Here is a 20001-nt window from a genome sequence, read left to right as displayed (position 1 = left end):
TAGAAGACGAGTTTTGCCGAAGTATTTAATACATCTTGGTACACATTATTGACTGCGGTGGCCGGGAAAGGAACACTGCGATGTCGATAATCGTCGCGGTGTGTTGTCAGGTTGGGTCCGGCCACCCACTGGCTGTCTGGGGGGAAGACGGCACTTCAGAACAGATGAACGCGACATATTCAGATCTGAACGAGGGGGAACGAGTCGACATCACCGTCGAGTTCATCTCACGACGAGCGCTCGACAGCGGTGCGAGCCGCGTCTGTCGGCTACTGGTCGAAGACGACACCGGCAGACGGTTCGCGATCTTCAGCTCGCCGGAGAGGGGGGATCTCGGAGGACTTCGGACGGGAGTCAGCTACAGACTCACCGGACTTCTCGGCAGCGCACCAGTTGGACCGGGGAGAGATCCGGCAGAGGAATGCCCTTCATGTGGGGGGACGCTTCGACGCGGCGTCACCGCTGATGCTATCGACACCACGATCACCGACGCCGCCTCGCCACTGGGGGTGACGCAGCTCTTCGGCATCATCGACGAGCAGACTACCGTGTCCCTCGCGGAACGGGACACGGATGCCGTTGACGACTGGCAGCCGATGTCGGTCGACCGGCGGAGTGGGTCGGTCACCAAGGCACCCGACTACGTCTGTTCGGCATGCGGACGAACTGTCGACTCCCGGGAGCTGCACGAGAGTCGGGACGAACCGACTGAGCCAATCGCAAACGAGAGTCCCGTTCGTGCTCCGAATATGAGCCGGGGGGCGCCTGAGACCGTCGGACTGGCGACGGGGGGAGCGAAAGACGTGAGTAACTTCCGCGAGAACGTCGCCAACGGCTACACACCCCAGCCAGAATCGATCACCACCGAAGGCCTCTTCTACGACTACTACTTCGAAACAGGGGAACGGACCGGATCGGACGCGCTCTTCGCGCCCCGGTATGCGGCTGCCGCGAGCGAGAATCCACTCACCGGAGAGACCGACCAGTTCCTCACCGTGGGCCTGGATTCGACGCTCGCTCTCGAGGACTTCGAGCGACCCCAGCTGGACATCGTCACGGTGCTCGACGTCTCGGGGTCGATGAACAGCCAGTTCGACTCCTACTACTACGACGAACACGATCGGAAGCGCGAAACGGAGAGTGGGTCCCAGACCAAGCTGGAAGCCGCGATGGAGTCGCTCTGTGCGCTGACGGAACGACTTCGCGAGGACGACCGACTCGGTGTCGTGCTGTACAATCATCGAGCGCACGTCGCGAAACCACTCCGCGACGTCGGCTCGACGGACATGGACGCAATCCGCCGACACATCCGCGACATCGCGGCCGGGGGGAGTACGAACCTCGCTGATGGGTTCGAAGCCGCCATCGATCTGCTGGTCGAGGATGCACAGGATGGACAGTCCGACGAGGCTGATGTCGAGCAGCGCGTCGTCTTCATGACCGATATGATGCCGAACACCGGCACCACGAGCGGGGACTCCCTCACAAAACTGTTCGAAGACGCCGCATCCACCGGGATACACACGACGTTCGTCGGGATGGGTATCGACGCGAACGCGGCGCTCGCTGACACACTGTCAGGAATCAGGGGAGCCAACCACTACTTCGTCCAGTCAGGACAGGAGTTCGAGGAGCGACTCGGCGACGAGTTCGACTACATGGTGACGCCACTGGTCTACGACCTGGAGCTAGAACTTGTCGGCGAGGGCTACGCGGTGACAGACGTCCACGGGTCACCGTCTACGGATGGTTCCTCGGGGCAACTGATGCACGTCGAAACGCTGTTCCCCTCGGCGAAGGAGGACGGCGAGGCCAGAGGCGGCATCGTCCTCGTCGAAGTCGACCGAACGGTGCCGAACACCGATCTCGACCTCGTCGTCTCGTGGACCGAACGCGACGGTTCGGAGTATCAGGAATCCGTGAGTGTCGACGTCCCCGCTGAAGCTGGAACCTACGGACACGACGGCATCAGAAAGGCGATCGCACTGGCCCGGTACGCACGAGAACTTCGCGAATGGACTCGGCATGTCCACGAGCGTGCGAACGGTTCCGAGGGTGTCGACGACTGGTTGCTGCCGGCCAGACGTGGCGACCACGAACGGGAGTCGGTTCCGCTGGTCGTTCCCACGGAGTATGCAGATCGCTTCGATTCGCTCCACGGTTATCTCGGTGCAGAGAAGGAGGCGCTCGGGGATAGCACACTCCAACGGGAGCTCCACCTGCTCGAAACCCTCAGTCAGAAGCAGCCGGAGCGACGGTGAGCCCTCCGCCGTCTCGCGGACCTCAACGAGAGACGTCGACGGCTGCCTCGTCGCTACAGGAGAGACTCCTGTGGGGGCAGTACCTGCAGTGTTCTCCAGCGGTGTACCTCTCGAAGGAACTCTCGGCGGCCGACGCGAGACGGTCCGAGAGCGCTGTTCTCACCCGGTCGAGTTCCCGGTCGGAGAACTCCCGCAGGTCGATTCTCGGGCCCTGCGCTCCGACGTACGCATAGCCGGCGGTTCGGACTGGCTCCTCGAACAGCTGCTCACAGGCGAGCAGGTAGAGCGGGAGCTGGAGGTCGTCGTCGAGCGAGCGCTCCGTCTGGGTCGCCTTGTAGTCCAGCACCACCAGCTCGCCGTCGGGGGTCCGACAGAGAGCGTCGATCATCCCCACGACGGTCTCGTCGTCGAACGTCAGCTCGAAGCCACGTTCGGCGGCCAGTATCTCCCACCCACTCGCCTCGGTGTCGAAGAACCGCTCGATGCACGCCTCGACCGCGGGGAGTACGGCGCCTTCTCCACGCATCGTCGCGAGGCGGTCTGCGAGCGCCAGCCACTCGGCTTTGCTCGTGTATCCGCGGTCGGCGGCTCGTTCCGCCGTGTCGTGGAACAGGATGCCGATCTTGCGTTGGCTCGGGCCACTCCGTGCTGCGCCGTCGGACTCGCTCGTCGGCGGGTCGTCGAACGCTCTGACGACGTGGCTGAGATAGTGGCGTCGTTCGCACGTTTCGAACGTGTCCAGTGACGTGTAACTGTGGCGACGATGGAGTGTCGCAGCCGCTGGTTCGCCGAGGATGTCGGCGGGGAGCTCGTCGGCCAGTGCAGGATCGAGCGCACCGTCGAGCGCCTGCCTCGCGAGGCCCAGCACGCGTGCTTGGCCGGCCGATCGTCCGAGCTGGTGGTCTTCGTCGACCGCTGCGACCCGTTCGGTCACGTCGACAGGAGCAGCGAGGGTGTCGGTCCCGTCGACAGCCGTCGGCGGCAGACTCTCCTGGATCGTCTCCCAGATCGGGAACGATACGCCGTCGACCGGCCACGGGACGGTCGGTGGGAGGAGGTCGGCGACGGTCGCTGGCGGCACGGTTTCGTCGCCGACCGCGTCGGTGGCGTCGTCGTCGACCCGGCCGCTGAGGATGGAGAGCTCCTCGGCACGGGTGATACCGACGTGGAGCAGTCGGCGAGCCTCCTGTTCGTCGCGCTCGGCGAAGTCGTGGTCGAACGGGCTGCCACCATCGAGGACGTGTTCGACGACGTCGTACGTTCGAGCCTGGGGCTCCCACTCGCCGGCACGGAGCTGTGGCAGGACGACGACGGGGAACTCGAGCCCCTTGCTCTTGTGGATCGTCATGATCGAGACGGCTGCGTCCTGTGCCTCGGGCTGGTCCTCCATCTCGCGGTCGGAGACCTCCGTGATGATGTCGTGCTGGTCGAGGAACTCGACGAACCGACCCGAGAGTTCGGGCTCGACAGCACCCTCCTCGAACGAGCTCACGACCTCGTCGAGGGCCCGCAGGTCGCGGCGCTCCTGCTCGGAGAGGAACCACTCGATGCGCATCGTCGACTTCAGCTCCTGGTAGAGACGGGACAGCGAGTAGGTGTCCCGATTCGTCCAGAGGTCGTCGAGTTGCTCGCGCGCCGTCTCGACACGGTCGGGTTCGGCGAGCTCATCGAGCGAGATCTCGAGGAGCGACTCCTTGAGGGGCGTATCCTCGTCGGGGTTGGTTCCCGGTAGTTCGTGGGTGTTCAGTCGTTCGAGGTCATCCCGACAGATCCGGTACCGCATCGCGAGGACTCGGTTGAGTGCGACCTCGTCGCGTGGGTTCGCGAGCGCCTTGAGTGCGGAAACGACGGTCTCGACGCCCGGTGCCTCGGATGCGAGGTCGCCGCCGAGTTCGTACGGGATTCCCGCTGCGGAGAGTTCGTCGGCGATCGGACGCGCGTGACGCTTCTTGCGCACGAGAATCGCGATGTCGCCAGGGCTGTACGCCGTGTCCGCGATCTGGTTCTCGCCGTCGATGAGCCGAGCGAGCGTGTTCGTGATCTGGGCTGCTTCGTCCTCGGGCTCCTCTTCGGCATCGAGCGTGAAGACCCCGGTCTCGGCGGCTGCTGCGTCACCGACCGCGGTGAGTTCCTTGTCGCTTCCCCGGGCATCCAGGTGCGAGAGCGCGTTGTTCGCGAGGTCGAGGATCGGCTGGCGCGAGCGGAAGTTCTCCTCGAGTGTCCGGTCGTGAAGGTCCGGGTAGGCGTCGTCGAGTCGTGGACCGATGTTCTCGACGTTCGCCCCACGCCACTCGTAGATCGCCTGGTCGTCGTCACCGACGACGAAGAGGTCGGCTTCGGCAGCGAGCTGCTGGACGAGCTCGAACTGGACGGTGTCGGTGTCCTGGTACTCGTCACAGAAGATGTAGTCGTAGCGCTCCCCCAGCCAGCCGGCGACCGTGTCGTCTTCGAGCAGGTCGACCGCCGCGAGCACGAGGTCGTTGAAGTCGAGCAGGTTCTCCTCGTCGAGTCGAGATTCGTAGGCCCTGTAGCCGGGAACGAGGTCGGAGAGGACCTGCCCGCGCTCGACGAACTCGTCGAGTTTCTCGGGGAGCGAGTAGTCGAGCGAGGGCATCCCTTTCGGGGCGCTGCTGTACTGGCCGAACAGATGGGCGGGGAGTTTGAAGCTGTACGTGAGGTCGCCGTCGAGAACCGCGGTTCGGTTCGAGTTCAGGAACGCCGCCAACGACACGCACGTCTCGGTCATCACGTCGAGATACGCCGCCACGTGCGCCTCCATCCCCTCGTCGTGCAGGTCGGTGCGGAGCGCTGCGAGTCTCCGTTCCATCTCGCCGAGGTTGTCGATCATCTCGTCGAGGCGGTCCTCGGTGACCTTCTGCCAGCGGACTTTCAGATGTTCGTCCGCAGCCTCGTGGATCTGCTCGGTCAGCTCCCCGAGTTCGAACAGGCGCTCGACGCTCGGGAGGTACGCGTCGACGTCGTCGGGCGTGATTCCGGCGCGCTTCATCGCGGGGATGAACTGCAGGATCCGGTCCGAGGCCCCGCTCGCGTAGTCCACGCCCTCGTACACGTCAGGGTTCGTGAACCGGTAGGGCATCTCGTCGAGGACCTCGTAGCTGAGTGCGAACCGGTCTGCGTCGGTCGCGATGTCGTACCGCGGGTCGAGGTCGGCGTGGTACGCGAACTCCTGCAGGAGCTCGTGGCAGATGGCGTGGTAGGTGTACGCCTCGATGTCGTAGCCCTGTTCGCCGACGGTCTCGACGAGTTTCTCCCGCATCGAATCGGCGGCCTTGTTCGTGAACGTCAGCGCGAGGATGCGGTCCGGTGGCGTGCCGTTCTCGATGAGTCGCTGGACCTTGCGGACCATCGTGAACGTCTTCCCGGTGCCAGCGCCAGCTCGGACGCGCATCGGGTAGGCGTCGCTCTGGATGATGTCCTGCTGTGCGTCCCGGGGCTCCGGGCGCTGGTCCGCCGAGTCGGGGGCGTCAGTCATCGAGGCTCACCTCGGCGCCGATGTAGTCGCCACACATACCCTGGTACGCACAGTCGCCACACGCGTTCTCCTGGATGGCTTCCCACGGCTCTGGTGTGTACTTCCCCTCGACGATGCCGGTGTAGCAGTCCTCGATGAGCGACCAGATGGTATCCTCGTCGGCCTCGTAGATCCAGCCGACATCACGGGACTTCCCGTCGACCGTGACCGTGAGTCCGTCCTGTCCGGGTGTCCGGTCGACGCTGTAGAGGACACCGTAGAACGTGAACTCGACGTCCATGCCCGGCTCGTAGTAGTCCGTCGCCTTCGCGCCCTCGATGTACGTGGCGGCCTGGAAGACGCTCTTCAGGATATCGGAGTGGTACGCTTCGCCGGCGTGGTGGGCTTCGATCTTGTCGTGGCTGCGACCGGAGACGATGCCCGAGAGCTTCCCCTTGTAGTCGATGATCTGGAGCCCCTCGTCGGTCCGGACGATGTTGTCGACACGACCGTGCAGGTGGACGTCGCCCCGGTCACAGCTGAGCCAGCCCTCCTGGGCGACCGAATTGCGGGCGTGTTCGAGGCCGTCCTCGGCGAAGTAGGCGTCCACCCCCGCGATCGCGACCTGCCGGTCGTAGCCGAACTGGGCGTCCGAAGCGTACTCGTCGCGGTCGGCGTGGTCCTCCCATCGGCGTTCGATGGCCTCGTGAGCGTATGTCTGAATCTCATCGTCAGTCGGTGAGTCGGACTGCTCGGCGACCCAGGCACAGGTGTCCTCGATGGCACCGTGGTAGGCGAGTCCCCGGTCGAGATACCGCCGTGACTCCTCCGGTGACTCGACCGACCACTCCTTGTCGTACTCGAACTTCCGGGGACAGGTCGCGTAGGTCGCCAGACTCGACGGCGAGACCCGAACGACGTCATCACTCACGGTGGACCACCCCCTCCGCGAAGTCGACGCGTGTTCGAATCGCTTCTCGAACCTCGTCGGGGAGGTCCCGTTCGAGCAGTGTCTGGATCGTCGCGAAGTCCTCGCGAACGTCCTCGACGTCGACGGGGTCACCGATGACGCCGGCGCGCCTGATCTCGTCGAGTGCGCTGTCCGAGCGCGTGAGAGCGAACTCGACGGCGCTCCCGTGACTGTGGATTCCGTCGTGGCGTATCCGCTCGAACGGGCCGAGTGCCTCATCTGCAGCCGCGAGGAAGCGCGACGGCTGGAGGTTGCTGCCGGTCCCGCCCACCTCCTCGCGGTACGTGCAGAAGTAGAGGTGGTCCGCTGCTGCGCGGGCGCCGACCGCGAGGAACCGACGACTCAGCGCTGCGTAGTAGGCGTGGAGCGGTCGCGTCTGCAGCTCGGACTCCGTCGAGAAGGTGTTTCGTACGTCGGCTTCGGTCGGCGTCGTGTAGGACGGGTACGCGTCGAGCTGCTCCAGGTGCGGTGTCGGGAACAGTGCGGTGAACCGGGGATCTGCAGGGTAGTCGCGGTCGATGGCGTTTACCATGAACACCGTGTCCTTGCTGGTGTTCTTCACGACCCGCACGGTATCGACGAGCACGCCCTCGGTGGGGGTTTCGAGTTCCGCGGCGACCCGGTCCGACGCTGCGCGCTCCATCTCCCGTTCGAGGCCGTGGCGGAGCCGCTCCCAGGACGACTCGATCAGGTCCGTGTCGTCGATGAAGCTCGCGAGCGAGAGGACCTCGCGAACGTGTTCGAACTGCGTCTTCGCATCGAGCGGCGTCTCGTCGCGCCCGATGCGTCCTTTCAGGTCGGTCTCGAGAATCCAGTGCCACAGCGCCGCTTCGAGTCCGTCAGTCCGGGCTCGCTCGACCGTTCCGTCGCGTAGTTCGGATACGGAATCCGGGTTCTCAATTCTGGCTGTGAGGGTCGTGTGTGCGCGGTCAACTGACCACCCGCTGTCGGTGTCGGTCTCGTCGGTACACGAGCAGACGAGCGCGTACAGCTCCCTGGCGGCCGGGTCGTGTTCGAGCCCGCCGACGGTCGCTGACGTGACGGGTATCCCGGCGTTCTGGAGCAGTCGAAGCGTCTCCGGGATCGGCGCCTTCGAGTCCTGCAGCACCACCGCTATCTCGTCGTAGGAGACGCCGTCAGCTCGTCGGCGGAGCTCGATCTCGTCGGCGATGCGGCGGACCTGTGCCTCGAACGTCGGGCTCTCCAGAACGGCCACGTGCCCGTCGTCTGCTGGGCCCGGTTGGTCGCCGGTGGCGAGGAAAGACGCGACTGCATCGGGACGGGTCCGCTGTGTCGTGTCCGTGTGGTCGACGACCGAAAGTGCTGGCGCGGTATCTTCGATACGCCCAGCTTCGTTCCAGAGTCGCTGGATGGCGCTATCCCGCTCGGCGACACAGACGAGTGGCACATCGAGCGTTAGCCATGCAAGGTAGGCCCGGTCGATCGGGGTGAACTCCTCGAACTCGAGGGCGAGTACGGCGTCGAACTCCCGCTGGATCCGCTGTCTGGTCTCGTCGTCCTGGAGCTGTCCGATAGCCGTCGAGAGGACGTTCCCCGGGTCGAGCAGGTCGTTGGAACCGAGCCACTCGTGGAACGACCTGTTGAACGCCGCGAGCTCGGCGAGGACCTCGTCGTCTGTTTCGATGCGACTCCCCTGCCACGTCGCCTCGGCCACGAACCGGCCGAGGTCCCCCACGAAGGACTCCTGCTGGCTCGCACGCTGCAGATAGGGTGTCTCCCAGTCGTACTGGGCTTCGAATGATTCTAAGAGGAGGGACTGTTCGGCCGGGGCGAGGACTCGCGATGAGTGGGGGCTCTCTTCGAGGACTCGTCGACTGTGGGCGGCCAGTCCCGAAATTTCGGGTGCTGTGACGCCATCAGCCGCGTTCGTGAGTGCAGACTTTAGTTCCTCGATTCCCGTCGGGAACCGTTTGATGACGAGGATATTGCCCGGCCCATGTGCCTCAGCAAGGTCGACAAACAGCGGTGGTGCCGAGTCCGCCAGTGTGTCTCCCAGAAACGGATGAAGATGCAACGCACCGGCCAGACTCGGTGCATCGTCTACGGGGGCATCGCTCATGGTACCGGGTTATTGTGTCGACGTAATGATTGTATGGGCCAGTGCCGGTTCGAGATTGTGCCTTAACGGAACATTTCATTAATTGGTCGCCTTCTAGGACCGGATAGTATAGATCCTGTCCGAGTTAAGTTACTAATTGGCATGAGTGAGTGCCCCCTTCGGTGTCAACTAGTTAGTGGCGCAAAGTTTAGTTCGCCTTCCCTGAAGTACGAAGATATCGGTCGCGCGGATGCACTTACAAATCACGATTCGTTCGAAGTCGTTCAAAGGTCCTGTAATAAGATGTAACGCTCGCCGAAAGGATCGAGTATTCGAGAATCGGACACGCTTCGGCCAACTACCTTTTTACTTCGTCGGCGATATCTATCAGTCAATGAGTCAATCAAGTGGCTATTCTATCGACGATGCGAAAGATGACCTCGGCGTCCTTCGAGAAGTTTCTAACAAAGTCGTCCATGCTATCGAGAAAGCTGCCAACGAAGAGGTTCTCGACTTCCTCATCAAAGAGCAGAACCTCGACACCGTCCACGACGGTGAGCGAGGAATTGGACAAGTTCGACGAGCGGTCCTCAAATCTGACCTAGCTTCTGAAGAACTCAAACGACTCGTCATTACTCGGAACGATAATACACCGAGAGAGATCCTGGTCCCGGACGACGTGTACCGGAACGCGAAGGTTGCTCTCGAAGCGGGCAAGCCGGTCGTCCTCTATGGCCCAACCGGGACTGGGAAGACGACGTTTGCGAAACAGCTTGCGCTTGAGCAGAGTCTGGGGTACTCGCTCAATACGGCGACGCCGTCCTGGACCGCGAAGGATATCATTGGTGGAATTGGACCGAAGCTAACCGGCGCTCGACTCAACTACCAGACAGAGTTGGGGTGTGTGTCAGAAGCTATCAAGCGCTCTGGGGACTACGACATCGACTACACCGTCATCCTCGACGAGATTACTCGAGCAGACATCTCGAAAATCTTCGGTCCGCTCTACACTGCCATCGAGAATCCACAACAGGAACTCATCGAAACGGACGATGGGGAACCGATCACACTCACGGATGACGTGAACATCATCTGTACGATGAATATGTCCGACCGTACGGTGAACGAACTCGACAACGCCATCACTCGTCGGTTCGCGATGATTGAGGTCGACGAGTACAGCGAGGAGAGTCGAAGAAAGCTCTTCGAGCAGTTCATCAAGAGCCACATCGACCAGTCCGGTTCGGGAGGCTCGCCGCATTACAATGAAGATCGCCTGCTGGAGTTGTTTGAGATGGATTATCTGGGCATAAACAAGGGCAACAACCAGACCTCAAAGGGGCCGATTATGCGGTTCGGGCCGATGCATTACGAGGACGTGGCGAAGTTCTTGGGGGTTGCGTCGGAGGACCCCGAGCTCTATCTCAACGATTCTAGAGCTGCAGTGGGGCAGGCCTTCAGAACGTACATCATTCCCCGGTTGCTCAACTCGGCTGCATTCCCGCAAATCGAACGCATCGAGAACCATTATCGCGCGCTCAACGACGAGTTCGAAGAGTTCGACTTGACCCCTGCAGCAGACCTGGCGAAACGCGAGTTGGAGGCCGAACAGCGTCAGATGGGTTCGTATGAGTAGCTCGGCGGACTCCTACTCGTTCGACCATGGAACGTTCGAGATCCCAGAACGAGGGGAAATCGTCATTGAGGAATGCCCGGATTCTATCGGCGAACAGCTCCAGCGAGCGTCGTTCGATCGAATCAGCCCTAACGTCTTCGAGCGAACGCAAGAAGCGTTCGACGAAGAGAGGAACTACACCGTCGTCACAGCGACTGTCGATGGCACGAGTCTCAAACTCGAGGCAAGAGACGTGGTTGGTGTCGTCAGCTTGACTCCGACTTCCAAGGTCCAGATCAATCCAAAGATCGACTGGGAGTACATTTTCGATATGGTACTCGAGGTCTACGACAAGAACCGGTCGCTCGAATACCACGGCGTTCCTCTCGAGAACTTCCTCGCCGACGACATCGAGCTCTCCGACGTCTTTCTGATCCTCGCGATCAACTACCTCGAGGGCATCGACATCATCCACAGGAACGGGTTCATTAGGGACCTGGAAACTAGACGAGCAGACCTCGACGATGTCCGCGGCGAGGTCGACGTCGAACAAACGCTCGTGAACCGTGCTGAGGGTAGCTCACAGATTCACTGCATCCTCAAAGAAGTCGAATACGATAATTCGGCGAACTCGCTTCTGCATTACGCAGGAACAGTTCTGCTCAGGTTGTTCAGAGAGCACGCCGAGGACTACACTCATCCGGCGTACAACCATATCTTCTCTCAGGTACATCGCGAGGTGCAGAAGCTCGAGGATTTGGGTGTGAGTAGTAGTGCACGGCGTATGCGAGAGTACCGGACGTTCTCACTGTACGACTTGCCGAAACAACGACATTACTACCAGAAGGCACTGGAAATCTCTGAATCGATCGTGTCGTCCTCTCTGGGTCGACAGCTACAGGATGGCCAGCGGGAGTTGACCCTTGACTACGTCCTCAACATGGAGTCGCTGTTCGAGCAGTACTCGCAGGTCGTCATCGACCGACAACTGGATGCCGTGAAGGCATACGATCACCTCGATCAGATCGTGGACGTCGCATCTGAATCAGCTCCGAACGTGAAGCCGTTCGAGGATGAGAGCGACATCTATCATCAACCTGACCACGCCCTCGAGCGGGGGCAAGACACGCTGGCCGTTCTGGACTCGAAGTACTACGCGGCGGGTCATGACCCAGTGAAGCAGTCCCCATCACGCTCCCGGTTGTTCAGCTACGCGTACCTGCTCGACTCTGATTATCTTGGATTCCTCTGCCCGCTTCTGGAACCAAAGACGCGAACAGTGACGCAGACCGGAGCCGAATTACGAATCATCTCCCAACCGGACGACTTCTCGCTAGAAGCCTACGACGAAGCAGTAAGCGAGTATATCCACGAAATCCTCACAGAGGAGCACCCCGAACTCGAAGCGTTCCGGGCGGTGGCAAACAATCGCCTGAGCCTGGATGGTGTCGACGAGAGCGACCTTGACAAAGCGCGGGACGCTGGTGGGCCTTTCAGTTTCACCGATAAGCGAGATTTCTCTCTCCGCGTCGTGAAAGCGGCCGCGGACGAGCACTCGTACAACGTTCGAAACCGCTTCGATCTCGAGCAGGAAGGGGAATGGACGAGAGACTCCATAGAGAACCACTGTGACAACCGGTACGAGTACACGACCACCTGTATTCCTGTGTTCCGTCGTGAGGGTGGCGAGGAACTGATCGACCTCTACTTCTTGAACAATGGAACCGGTGACGTCGAGAAGGAAGGCCCGCTGGAACTCATCTATTGAGGGCGGCCACCGAAGTCAAGAATCGTCGTAAGTGAGTTATCCTATGGTCCGTGGTACGGTGGGAGGAATCCTGGCTGCAAGCTTCATCGTATTCAGAATGGCGCGATGAGCCATCCAGTCTCTTCCTTCCGTTCAAGTTGCGGACCGAAGACCTCCTGGAGGGGATACAGTTCGTCGTTCTGGCGAAGGTCAAACGTCTTCCCCCGCCTATGGAATGAGCCTTCGACGACGAACTGGATTGTCGGACTCTGGTACTCGAGATCGTTTGCTCGCTGGTCCATTGCTGTGGCGAGCTCGGCTGCTAGGTCACCATCTTCGAATGCTTCGCCGAGTCCGACGACGCTTGCTTTGTCAGGGACATCGTCTTCTTTCAAATCAACTATGAACTCCTCGACCGGAATCTGATGGTCAAACGTCTCAAAGTTTCCCTCGACGACGAGATTGTAGCGGCCGGGGATCTGTCCGGGTCCTGCCATCAGCTTAGGTACGGTGCTACAGCGTGAAAAGTTCGCGTGTTCTTGCCATTCAGGTCCGTGGGTGTCGGGGATTTTCACAGAATTTGGGTGGGTGAACTCAAAAAACCAAGTTGGTGTCGGTCTACGACGAGACTGGAGCGAATGACTGGCAAATCCGTGGGAGCTCGTTGGATATCTGAACGAGAAAATGGTAATCAGTAATGAGATTTATTTACCAGCTAATCATTTCGATGAGCATGGTCGAAGGTGGCAGGAATCTGGAAATCGAGATTTTGGAATCATTCTTCGAGAAGCTCACAAACGACGATTCAATTCCAGCGGAAGTCGTCGAAGAACTGGAGCGACTTGAGCGGAGGGGGGAGCTGAGCGACGCGACCGAAGTAATCGAGAGCGCAAAGGAGGTGGTGGGCGGTGCACATTCGGAAGATTGAGATCGAGAACGTTCGCGGTATAACCCATTGGAAAGAAGAATTTGGGAAGGAGAACGTTCGCATCCTTGGCCCGAATGGGTCTGGGAAGAGTTCAGTGATCCAATCGGTCGAGTTCGTTCTCACCGGAGATATCTCGAGGCTTCGCGGGAGTGGAACTCAGGGCATCCCGTTCCCCGAGTACGCCTCGCATATGGAAGCGGAGCCAGATGAGGCGTGGGTCGAGGGGACCTTTGCTCACGAAGGGGAACAGGACGTGACGGTGAAGCGGTTGGTGTCGGAGCCGACCAATCCAGAGGTGGTCGAACCAGAAGGCCTGAACGAGATTCCAGACTGGTTGGATGAGCAAATGGAAGCTGCAGCGCTAGGGCATTCTATCCTCGACCGAGACCGATTGCTACGGTTCGTAACGGCTCCGGAGGGGGAGCGTGGAGACCGAATCGACGAGCTATTTGGGCTCGAGAAGATGGACGAGAAACGGAAAGCGTTGAAGTACGCCGAGCGAAAGCACAGAAAAGAGGAAATAAAGACCCTCAAGAAGGAGAAGAGCCAGGCCGATCAGCGGTTCTTCGAATTGTTCGAGCAAGGCGTCTCAACCCGTTCGGGAGCGCTGGAGCGCGTGAATGAGTTGAGAGAGGAACATGGAGCCAAAGGGCTCGATTCCCTTGATGAAGACTTCACAGAGGGGATCGAGTTAGGCGAAGTTATCTCAGTTGATTCGCTTCAGAGTGAGCCGACCGTTTCGCTTCTTGAGCAGGTCGCGGACCAGTTCGATGGACAACAATCGCAGTTCCAGGGACACTACGACCAGTTGCAGGAGTTAACGTCCGAGCTAAAAGCAGCGGAGCATCTCGAGCGGGAGCTAGCAACCCTGGAATTGGTTGAGAACGGGCTTTCGGTGTTCGATCACTACGATAACGAATGCCCACTCTGTTTGACTGATTGGGAGGATGAACATCTTCTTGAGCGTCTCGATGAACGGAGGGAGCAAGCTGCTAATCTAAAAGACCGAAAGGAAGCCTTGGAATCGCTCTACAAGGAGGTGAATGAACTAATTGTCGGATACACGGATAGCTTAGAGAGTCTCAGGTCCGAATTGCGGGAGGACTATCCCAAGGCCGCAGCCCGGATTTCCGAAGAAATCGTCCGGGCAGAATCGTGTAAATCGGAACTCAACAACGGGCCGTTGACCGATCTGGTCAATGAACCCGACGTTCATGATTTGGTCTTCACTGATGATATAGAATCAGAAATTCATCGGTTGCTGGAGATCGCCGAGGAGAAGCCAGAGCTAAAGTCGACTACGAAGAACGTCGACCGACTGGCAAGAGCAGACGATCGGTATGAGGAACTCGTCGAGAGGGAGCGAGAGCTGGAAGAAGCAGAAGAAGTCCAGGACGTTCTCGGGACCATCAAACAGCATTTCCTGGATGCCCGGAGTCGGGTCTTGACGGACGCGTTCGGTGACATTCGAAAGAAGTTCGAAAAGTACTACGAGGAGATGCATCAAGACGACGAAGCTGAGGACTTCTCGGCGATTCTTGAGCCGACGGACACCGGCGTCAAGTTCGAGCCAAAGTTCTACGACCGAGGACATCACCATCCCAGTGCAGTCCACAGCGAAGGACATCGGGATAGTATGGGCCTGGCGTTATTCCTGGCAATGTCTGACGTCGGTGGTGAAGCAATCGACATCCTGTTGCTCGACGACGTGATGATGTCGATCGATTCGGGCCATCGGTCGAACATCGCAAACCTTCTCGCTGGGGACATCTCCGACAGATATCAGATTCTGCTGACCACACACGACAAAACCTGGGACCGGCACCTCCATCTCACGGGCGAATTCCAGAAACAGGTGCGGTTCTCGAAGTGTTCACTCGGAGGCGGACCGCTCCCCGTAGAGAATATCTCCGACCCATGGGAGCGGATCGAATATCTAATCGAGCGCGACGACGTCACCTCTGCAGCGGCTTGGATTCGGAAGACTGTCGAGTGGTACTCGCGGCGGTCGTGCGCCGCATTGAAAGCTAGTGTCCCATACCACGAACTGGAAGACGAGTCCCTCCAGATTGGGCGACTCTTCACGACGGCGCTCTCGGAATACCAATCGCTCCTGGAAGGGGGGACTGTTGTCGAGCAGACGGATTATCCGCAATCGCTGTACGACCAAACTCAGATTGACGCGAATCTCGAGGCAATCGAGAAGTTCAAGCAGGATATGGAACGACATCTCAATTTGCTGCATCGAAACGTGCACCACAACGATGCCGAAGCGGCGTTCTATACTGGAGAGGAGTTAAAAAGTGAGCGCGATGTTTTCAGGCGTGCCTATGACTTGCTGTACTGCGAGGACTGTGGATCGTGGGTGAAGAGGGGGGAATACGTCTACTGTAACTGTACGATTCGGGTCGATCCTTAGTTTCCGAAACTCGTGATGTCTCGGTCACCGAGGACGCGCGTGTACGTTTCGTCACCGGTCACGTCCGCGAGCCGGCCAGCGAGTTCGCGCAGGTCGTCATCGATATCCCACTTCTCGACGTAGTTCTGTACTGCCTGCCCCTTCTCGTAGCGGTAGCGGAGGAACTGAAGCTTGTCGAGGTTCGAGAGATGGTCGCCGCCGTCGCCGTTGACACGCTCTTGGATGTACGCCTGACGCTTCTCGTTGTCCCAGGTGCCGAGCTCGAAGCCGTCGTCCTGGTTGTACAGGCGCATCTCTTTGAGCTCCTCCGGCGTGGCGTTCGTCCCGCGACAGAGCTTGTTGACGTCATCGTAGGAGACGTTCGAGGTGTCGAGCAGGTCGATGAACACGTCCTCGACGCCGATGTCGCTGGCCTCCTGGATGATGCCGTAAATTTCCTGGACGACTTCCTTCGCGTTCATGATCTTGCCGTCGCGCTGGACCTTTCCATGGTGCTTCGAGTATTCACGGAAACACGCACCCATCTCCATCACGCCGATGTCGCCGCGAGAGAGGTCGCGGTTCTCTTCGAGTTGCTTGCGGGTGCGTCGAGCCGTGCGGTAGATGTCGCGGCGGAGGGATTTCCACGATGCTGGTTCAGTGTCGTCGATGGGACGGGCGACGACGACGATGTCGAAGGAGACGGCTTCGCCCTCAATGAATTTGTTAATGTCTGCTGTGAGTGGATATGTCGCAGTAACTTCAAATCCGACCTCGCAGAGGGCCTCAAGCAGTTCTCCCCAAGACTCTGAGCTTGCGTGATGATACGTGAAGGTGAGTGATCCATCTGCTGTCAGAGCTTTATGAATCGAACTGAATGCCTGTTTCAATTCAGATTCAAATTCTGGCGCTCCCTTTCCTTCTGCGGGATTCGCAACGATACTCTCTGCTCTTGGTGTTTCGTGAGGTTGAAAATAGTCGTAGCGTTCCTTCAATAGCAGACGCTGCCATACGTAGAAGTAATTCGATAATTCGGAGTAAATCACATTGTCGTAGTATGGTGGGTCAGTTATTACTGCATCAAATTCGTCTTTGAAATCCAACTTTCGGGCGTCACCACAGAACAACTCGCTCGCACTACCGACTGTCTGCTCAAATTCTGCAGTCTTATTTGTTTCTCCATTCGTGACGTAACGGTCTGTTGGTGCATTAGCGTAGTCAACTCCGTTTTTCACCATATCCCACATTGCAGAGAACGTACCTGACCCTTCATCAGTCCCCCACACATTGTTTTCTATAGGTTTTACTGGAGGCCTGAAGGCGTTTGTTTTGAAAATTGGTTGAATCTTATTATATCCAGGGTTATAATCTGTCAACATCGTATTATAGTTCAGACTCTCAGAAAACGCCAAGATCAAATACTCTTGTATGTTCTCGTCTTCAATTTCATCGAGCCGACTTAAAATATTTGATAGACAAAGGAGCTGGCGTTCATTAAACATATCTGTCCATTCTTCGTAGCCCTGTCGCAGGATATTGTGTCCACCGCCGATACCGCCTTCAAACGCTGAACTATCTGACAAAATACCTAACGGAATCTCTTCATTAGGTACAAATTTCTTGTGCTCATCTCTGTGTTCCCACTGTTTGGATGCTTCATTGAAGAGTTTGATGTCCTCCTCTTCAGCCCGCTTATATCCCTTATATTCACTCTTGTTGGCACCCTGTTGTTCGCACACCGAACAATAGTACTCGATCGCATATTGGCGAGTAGAGAAGCCGTCCTGCTCTTTTACAGCATCTACAATCTTATATTTCTGCCCGCAGTCACGACAAGTATATTTCCCCTGTCCGACAGTTCCTTGGTCCGGAACGAATCCATTGCCACAATCTCCACAAACAGTCTCCTCATGCCAGTCTGTCACTAAGTTAACGAAGTCACATTTGGGGCAGACTACATTGTAACAATCATCTTCGCTATACCGTCCTTTACCAAGCCGGTAGTCATTAGTTAGCGAGACTTCTGAGTCACAGGAGACGCAGTCCAGTTCCTTCACCCAGAAGTTGTACATCACGTCGGCATCATGGTCACCGTTCGGGCAAGGTGTCTTGTAATACTGCGTGATCTCGTCGGCGACGTCCTCCTTCACCTTCTCGAAGGCTTTTTCAAGCTCTTCGACGTCGGTCTGGCCCGCTTCGAGTTCCTTCTTCGTGACGAACCAAGCGACGGGGTTCAAGTCGTTCCCTACGACCTCCGCGCCGAAGCGCGACGCCTCAACGAGTGAGGTGCCGCCGCCCATGAACGGGTCGAGAATCTTCTTGTCCTCGACGCGAACGTCCTTGGGGTAGAGCTCCCAGAGGCTCTCCGGGTCGGTCATGTCCACGCGTTCGAGGAGTGACGCGATGTCGAGGTCTGACTCGCCGTCGACGTCGTCGCTATAGGCCGCGAGCGTGCTGCCTTCGTGACCCGGCTCGAACACCGAGACCTTCTCCGGGTCGTCCAGCAGCGTGTATAGTGAGATAGCTCGGAAGACGCAGCCGAGGCGACGTGCCCACCACTTGTGCATCGTGTATATCGGGCGGTAGTACATCTTCGCCCGACCTTCCTTCTCGGCGATTTCGTTCACGCGCTCGATGGGGAAACCGCGCTCGATCGGGAGTTCCGTCCGCTCCTCGGTCAAAGACCCTGACTCTTCAGACATTATTCGAGATATCCAGATGTTAACGAGCAAGCCCATAAGTCTACGCTGTTCAGTCCCGGCGGTACACCGCCGCCCGAACTGAATCGGCGACTGTGATTTATATTCGTGGGACTTCCATGAGAAGTCTGTATGCAGATAGCAGAACAGATCCTCCCAAAGGATATGGGCGACTTGTTCGATCAGAACGAGCGGTTACGAATCCCATCGTATCAGCGGCGCTACTCATGGGAGGAAGAACAATTCGCCGACCTTTGGAGTGACCTGGAGAAGATTGGTTCGGATGGAAGTCATTTCTTCGGGACGATCGTCTTCATGTCCGGAACCCACGTTGCAGGGGGCACAAACGAAATAGACATCGTGGACGGCCAGCAGCGGATTACGACCGTTTCGATACTCCTGTGCGCGATTCGGGATCACCTACGTGAAACCTATGAAGAGGACGATGTCGAGCAGCGAGTGGAGTCGATCAACGAAAACCTGTGGATCGTAGACAGAGATGGGGAGAAACAGGGAATGCGGCTGAATCTCGGAAACCTAGACCGAGAAAGCTACGAGAGTCTGGTGAAGGGCTATATCGACGAAATCGAGAATGGGAAGATAATAAACGCGTATGGGTTCTTTCGAGATCGACTAGAATCGGACTGTGCGGATCTTGACGAAGTAAAGGAGATTCACGATCGGATTCTCGACCAGCTCATCTATGTATCCATCACGGCGAAAGGGCACTCTGAAGCGTACCAGCTTTTCGAGACCATGAACAACCGCGGTCTTTCGTTGTCTCCCATCGACCTCATGAAGAACTACCTTCTGATGAGAGCCTCTGACCGGGCAAATGCAAACGAAGACCGGGTGGAGGACCTCTGGGGAGATATCATCAAGAATCTTGACAGCGTGTCGGATGTCAATAACCCAGGTGTCACGTTCTTCAGGCAATACTTCATGTCTTCACGTGTTCTTGAGATTCGCGAAAAGATCACGACGAAGAAGCTGTACGAACCGACCTTCATCGAAACAATCGACGGAGCGGATGACATCGAGACACTGCTCACAGACATCCGTGAGAAATCGTCGCTGTTCCGTAAACTGCTCCAACAGGACATCGACCAGTTTAGTCCCAGTGAGAATTCTGAAATCAATCGGCTGCTCCGCGATGCCCAGATTGTTTCTATCACCCCGTTCACGTTCTTCCTAAGAGCATTCTCCGAATCGGACGATGTAGAGTTATTGAAGGAGGTCATTCGGAAGTCGAACGCCCTACTCATCCGGCGGCAAATCTGTGATCGGAACACCGGTCCGCACGACACGATATTCAATCACTTATCTCATAACGCGTTCGAGTCAACAGATCCCCTGGAATACATTGACGAGTATCTGAAATCTGAGGGCAGGTTTCCCAACGACGAGCAATTCAAGCGGCACTTCAAACAGGAGAATTTCTCACGGAGTGATGGGACAAAGTACATACTGAGCAAGATTGAGGAGGACCACTTCGGACATGGTGGGAAAGAAGTCGTCGAAAGTCGCTATCAAGTTCATATAGAGCATATCCTTCCAACGTACCCCGGTAAGAACCTCAGCAGGCTTTGGTTGGAACCCTTCGATATCAGCGACGACGAACATGACGACTTCAAGAATAAAATCGGGAACCTCACCCTTCTGGAAGAAGACCCGAATATCAGTGCTTCGAACCGATCTCTGGAAAAGAAGCAAGAGTACTACTCGGAAGAGGCGACTGACTTTATCATGACTCATGAGCTCCAAGATAAGGAGCGATGGGGAGTTTCCGAAATCGAAGGGAGGAGCGAGGAATTAGCAGCTATTGCCGCCAAAGAAGTTTGGAGACTCTGAC

The 20001-nt window shown here is 58.1% G+C and carries 11 protein-coding genes; 6 read left to right on the top strand and 5 right to left on the bottom strand.

Annotation, left to right across the window (positions count from 1 at the left end; genetic code table 11):
- Positions 1–80: 80 nt before the first annotated feature.
- A complete protein-coding gene (locus ACSG06_RS17510) occupies positions 81–2261 on the top strand; it encodes a vWA domain-containing protein (RefSeq protein WP_440991578.1) in 2181 nt (726 codons plus the stop codon).
- 22 nt (positions 2262–2283) lie between these two features.
- Here the strand turns inward: ACSG06_RS17510 and ACSG06_RS17505 are convergent, their stop codons facing one another.
- Genes ACSG06_RS17505 through ACSG06_RS17495 form a run of 3 tightly spaced genes read right to left on the bottom strand, consistent with a single transcriptional unit; the run spans position 2284 to position 8399 of the window.
- Positions 2284–5754, bottom strand: coding sequence for an ATP-dependent helicase (locus ACSG06_RS17505; RefSeq protein WP_440991577.1), 3471 nt, complete (start codon positions 5752–5754; stop codon positions 2284–2286).
- On the bottom strand, positions 5747–6664 hold the full coding sequence (locus ACSG06_RS17500) for a PD-(D/E)XK nuclease family protein (protein ID WP_440991576.1): 918 nt from the start codon (positions 6662–6664) through the stop codon (positions 5747–5749). Before ACSG06_RS17500 ends, ACSG06_RS17505 begins: the two co-directional genes overlap by 8 nt.
- Positions 6657–8399 carry a PD-(D/E)XK nuclease family protein gene (locus tag ACSG06_RS17495; protein ID WP_440991575.1) on the bottom strand — a complete coding sequence of 581 codons (1743 nt, stop codon included), beginning with the start codon at positions 8397–8399 and terminating at the stop codon, positions 6657–6659. The genes ACSG06_RS17500 and ACSG06_RS17495 overlap by 8 nt, the downstream gene beginning before the upstream one ends.
- Before the next feature lie 757 nt (positions 8400–9156).
- On the opposite strand from ACSG06_RS17495, the gene ACSG06_RS17490 reads away from it, so the two are divergent.
- Together ACSG06_RS17490 and ACSG06_RS17485 are read left to right on the top strand one after the other, a co-directional pair.
- Positions 9157–10398 (top strand): AAA family ATPase, encoded by a 1242-nt coding sequence (locus ACSG06_RS17490; protein ID WP_440991574.1) that lies wholly within the window; start codon positions 9157–9159, stop codon positions 10396–10398.
- Positions 10391–12145 (top strand): 5-methylcytosine restriction system specificity protein McrC, encoded by a 1755-nt coding sequence (locus tag ACSG06_RS17485; RefSeq protein WP_440991573.1) that lies wholly within the window; start codon positions 10391–10393, stop codon positions 12143–12145. Before ACSG06_RS17490 ends, ACSG06_RS17485 begins: the two co-directional genes overlap by 8 nt.
- 92 nt (positions 12146–12237) lie before the next feature.
- Here the strand turns inward: ACSG06_RS17485 and ACSG06_RS17480 are convergent, their stop codons facing one another.
- Positions 12238–12621 (bottom strand): DUF8076 family protein, encoded by a 384-nt coding sequence (locus ACSG06_RS17480; protein ID WP_440991572.1) that lies wholly within the window; start codon positions 12619–12621, stop codon positions 12238–12240.
- Positions 12622–12857: 236 nt separating this feature from the next.
- Here ACSG06_RS17480 and ACSG06_RS17475 point away from each other — a divergent pair, with 236 nt between their 5' ends.
- Together ACSG06_RS17475 and ACSG06_RS17470 are read left to right on the top strand one after the other, a co-directional pair.
- Complete coding sequence (locus ACSG06_RS17475; RefSeq protein ID WP_440991571.1) at positions 12858–13052, top strand: hypothetical protein; 195 nt, start codon at positions 12858–12860, stop codon at positions 13050–13052.
- Positions 13033–15471 (top strand): AAA family ATPase, encoded by a 2439-nt coding sequence (locus tag ACSG06_RS17470; protein ID WP_440991570.1) that lies wholly within the window; start codon positions 13033–13035, stop codon positions 15469–15471. The genes ACSG06_RS17475 and ACSG06_RS17470 overlap by 20 nt, the downstream gene beginning before the upstream one ends.
- Here the strand turns inward: ACSG06_RS17470 and ACSG06_RS17465 are convergent.
- A complete protein-coding gene (locus tag ACSG06_RS17465) occupies positions 15468–18152 on the bottom strand; it encodes a DUF1156 domain-containing protein (protein ID WP_440991569.1) in 2685 nt (894 codons plus the stop codon). The two genes, ACSG06_RS17470 and ACSG06_RS17465, sit on opposite strands and share 4 nt — an antisense overlap.
- Positions 18153–18281: 129 nt before the next feature.
- Between ACSG06_RS17465 and ACSG06_RS17460 the strand changes: the two genes are divergently transcribed.
- Entirely contained in the window at positions 18282–20000 is a 1719-nt protein-coding gene (locus ACSG06_RS17460; RefSeq protein WP_440991568.1) for a DUF262 domain-containing protein, read from the top strand.
- The last annotated feature ends 1 nt before the right edge of the window (position 20001 follow it).

It is taken from the genome of Haloarchaeobius baliensis (assembly GCF_052060055.1).
Lineage (GTDB): Archaea > Halobacteriota > Halobacteria > Halobacteriales > Natrialbaceae > Haloarchaeobius > Haloarchaeobius baliensis.
This window is presented reverse-complemented; position numbering and strand designations above follow the sequence as displayed.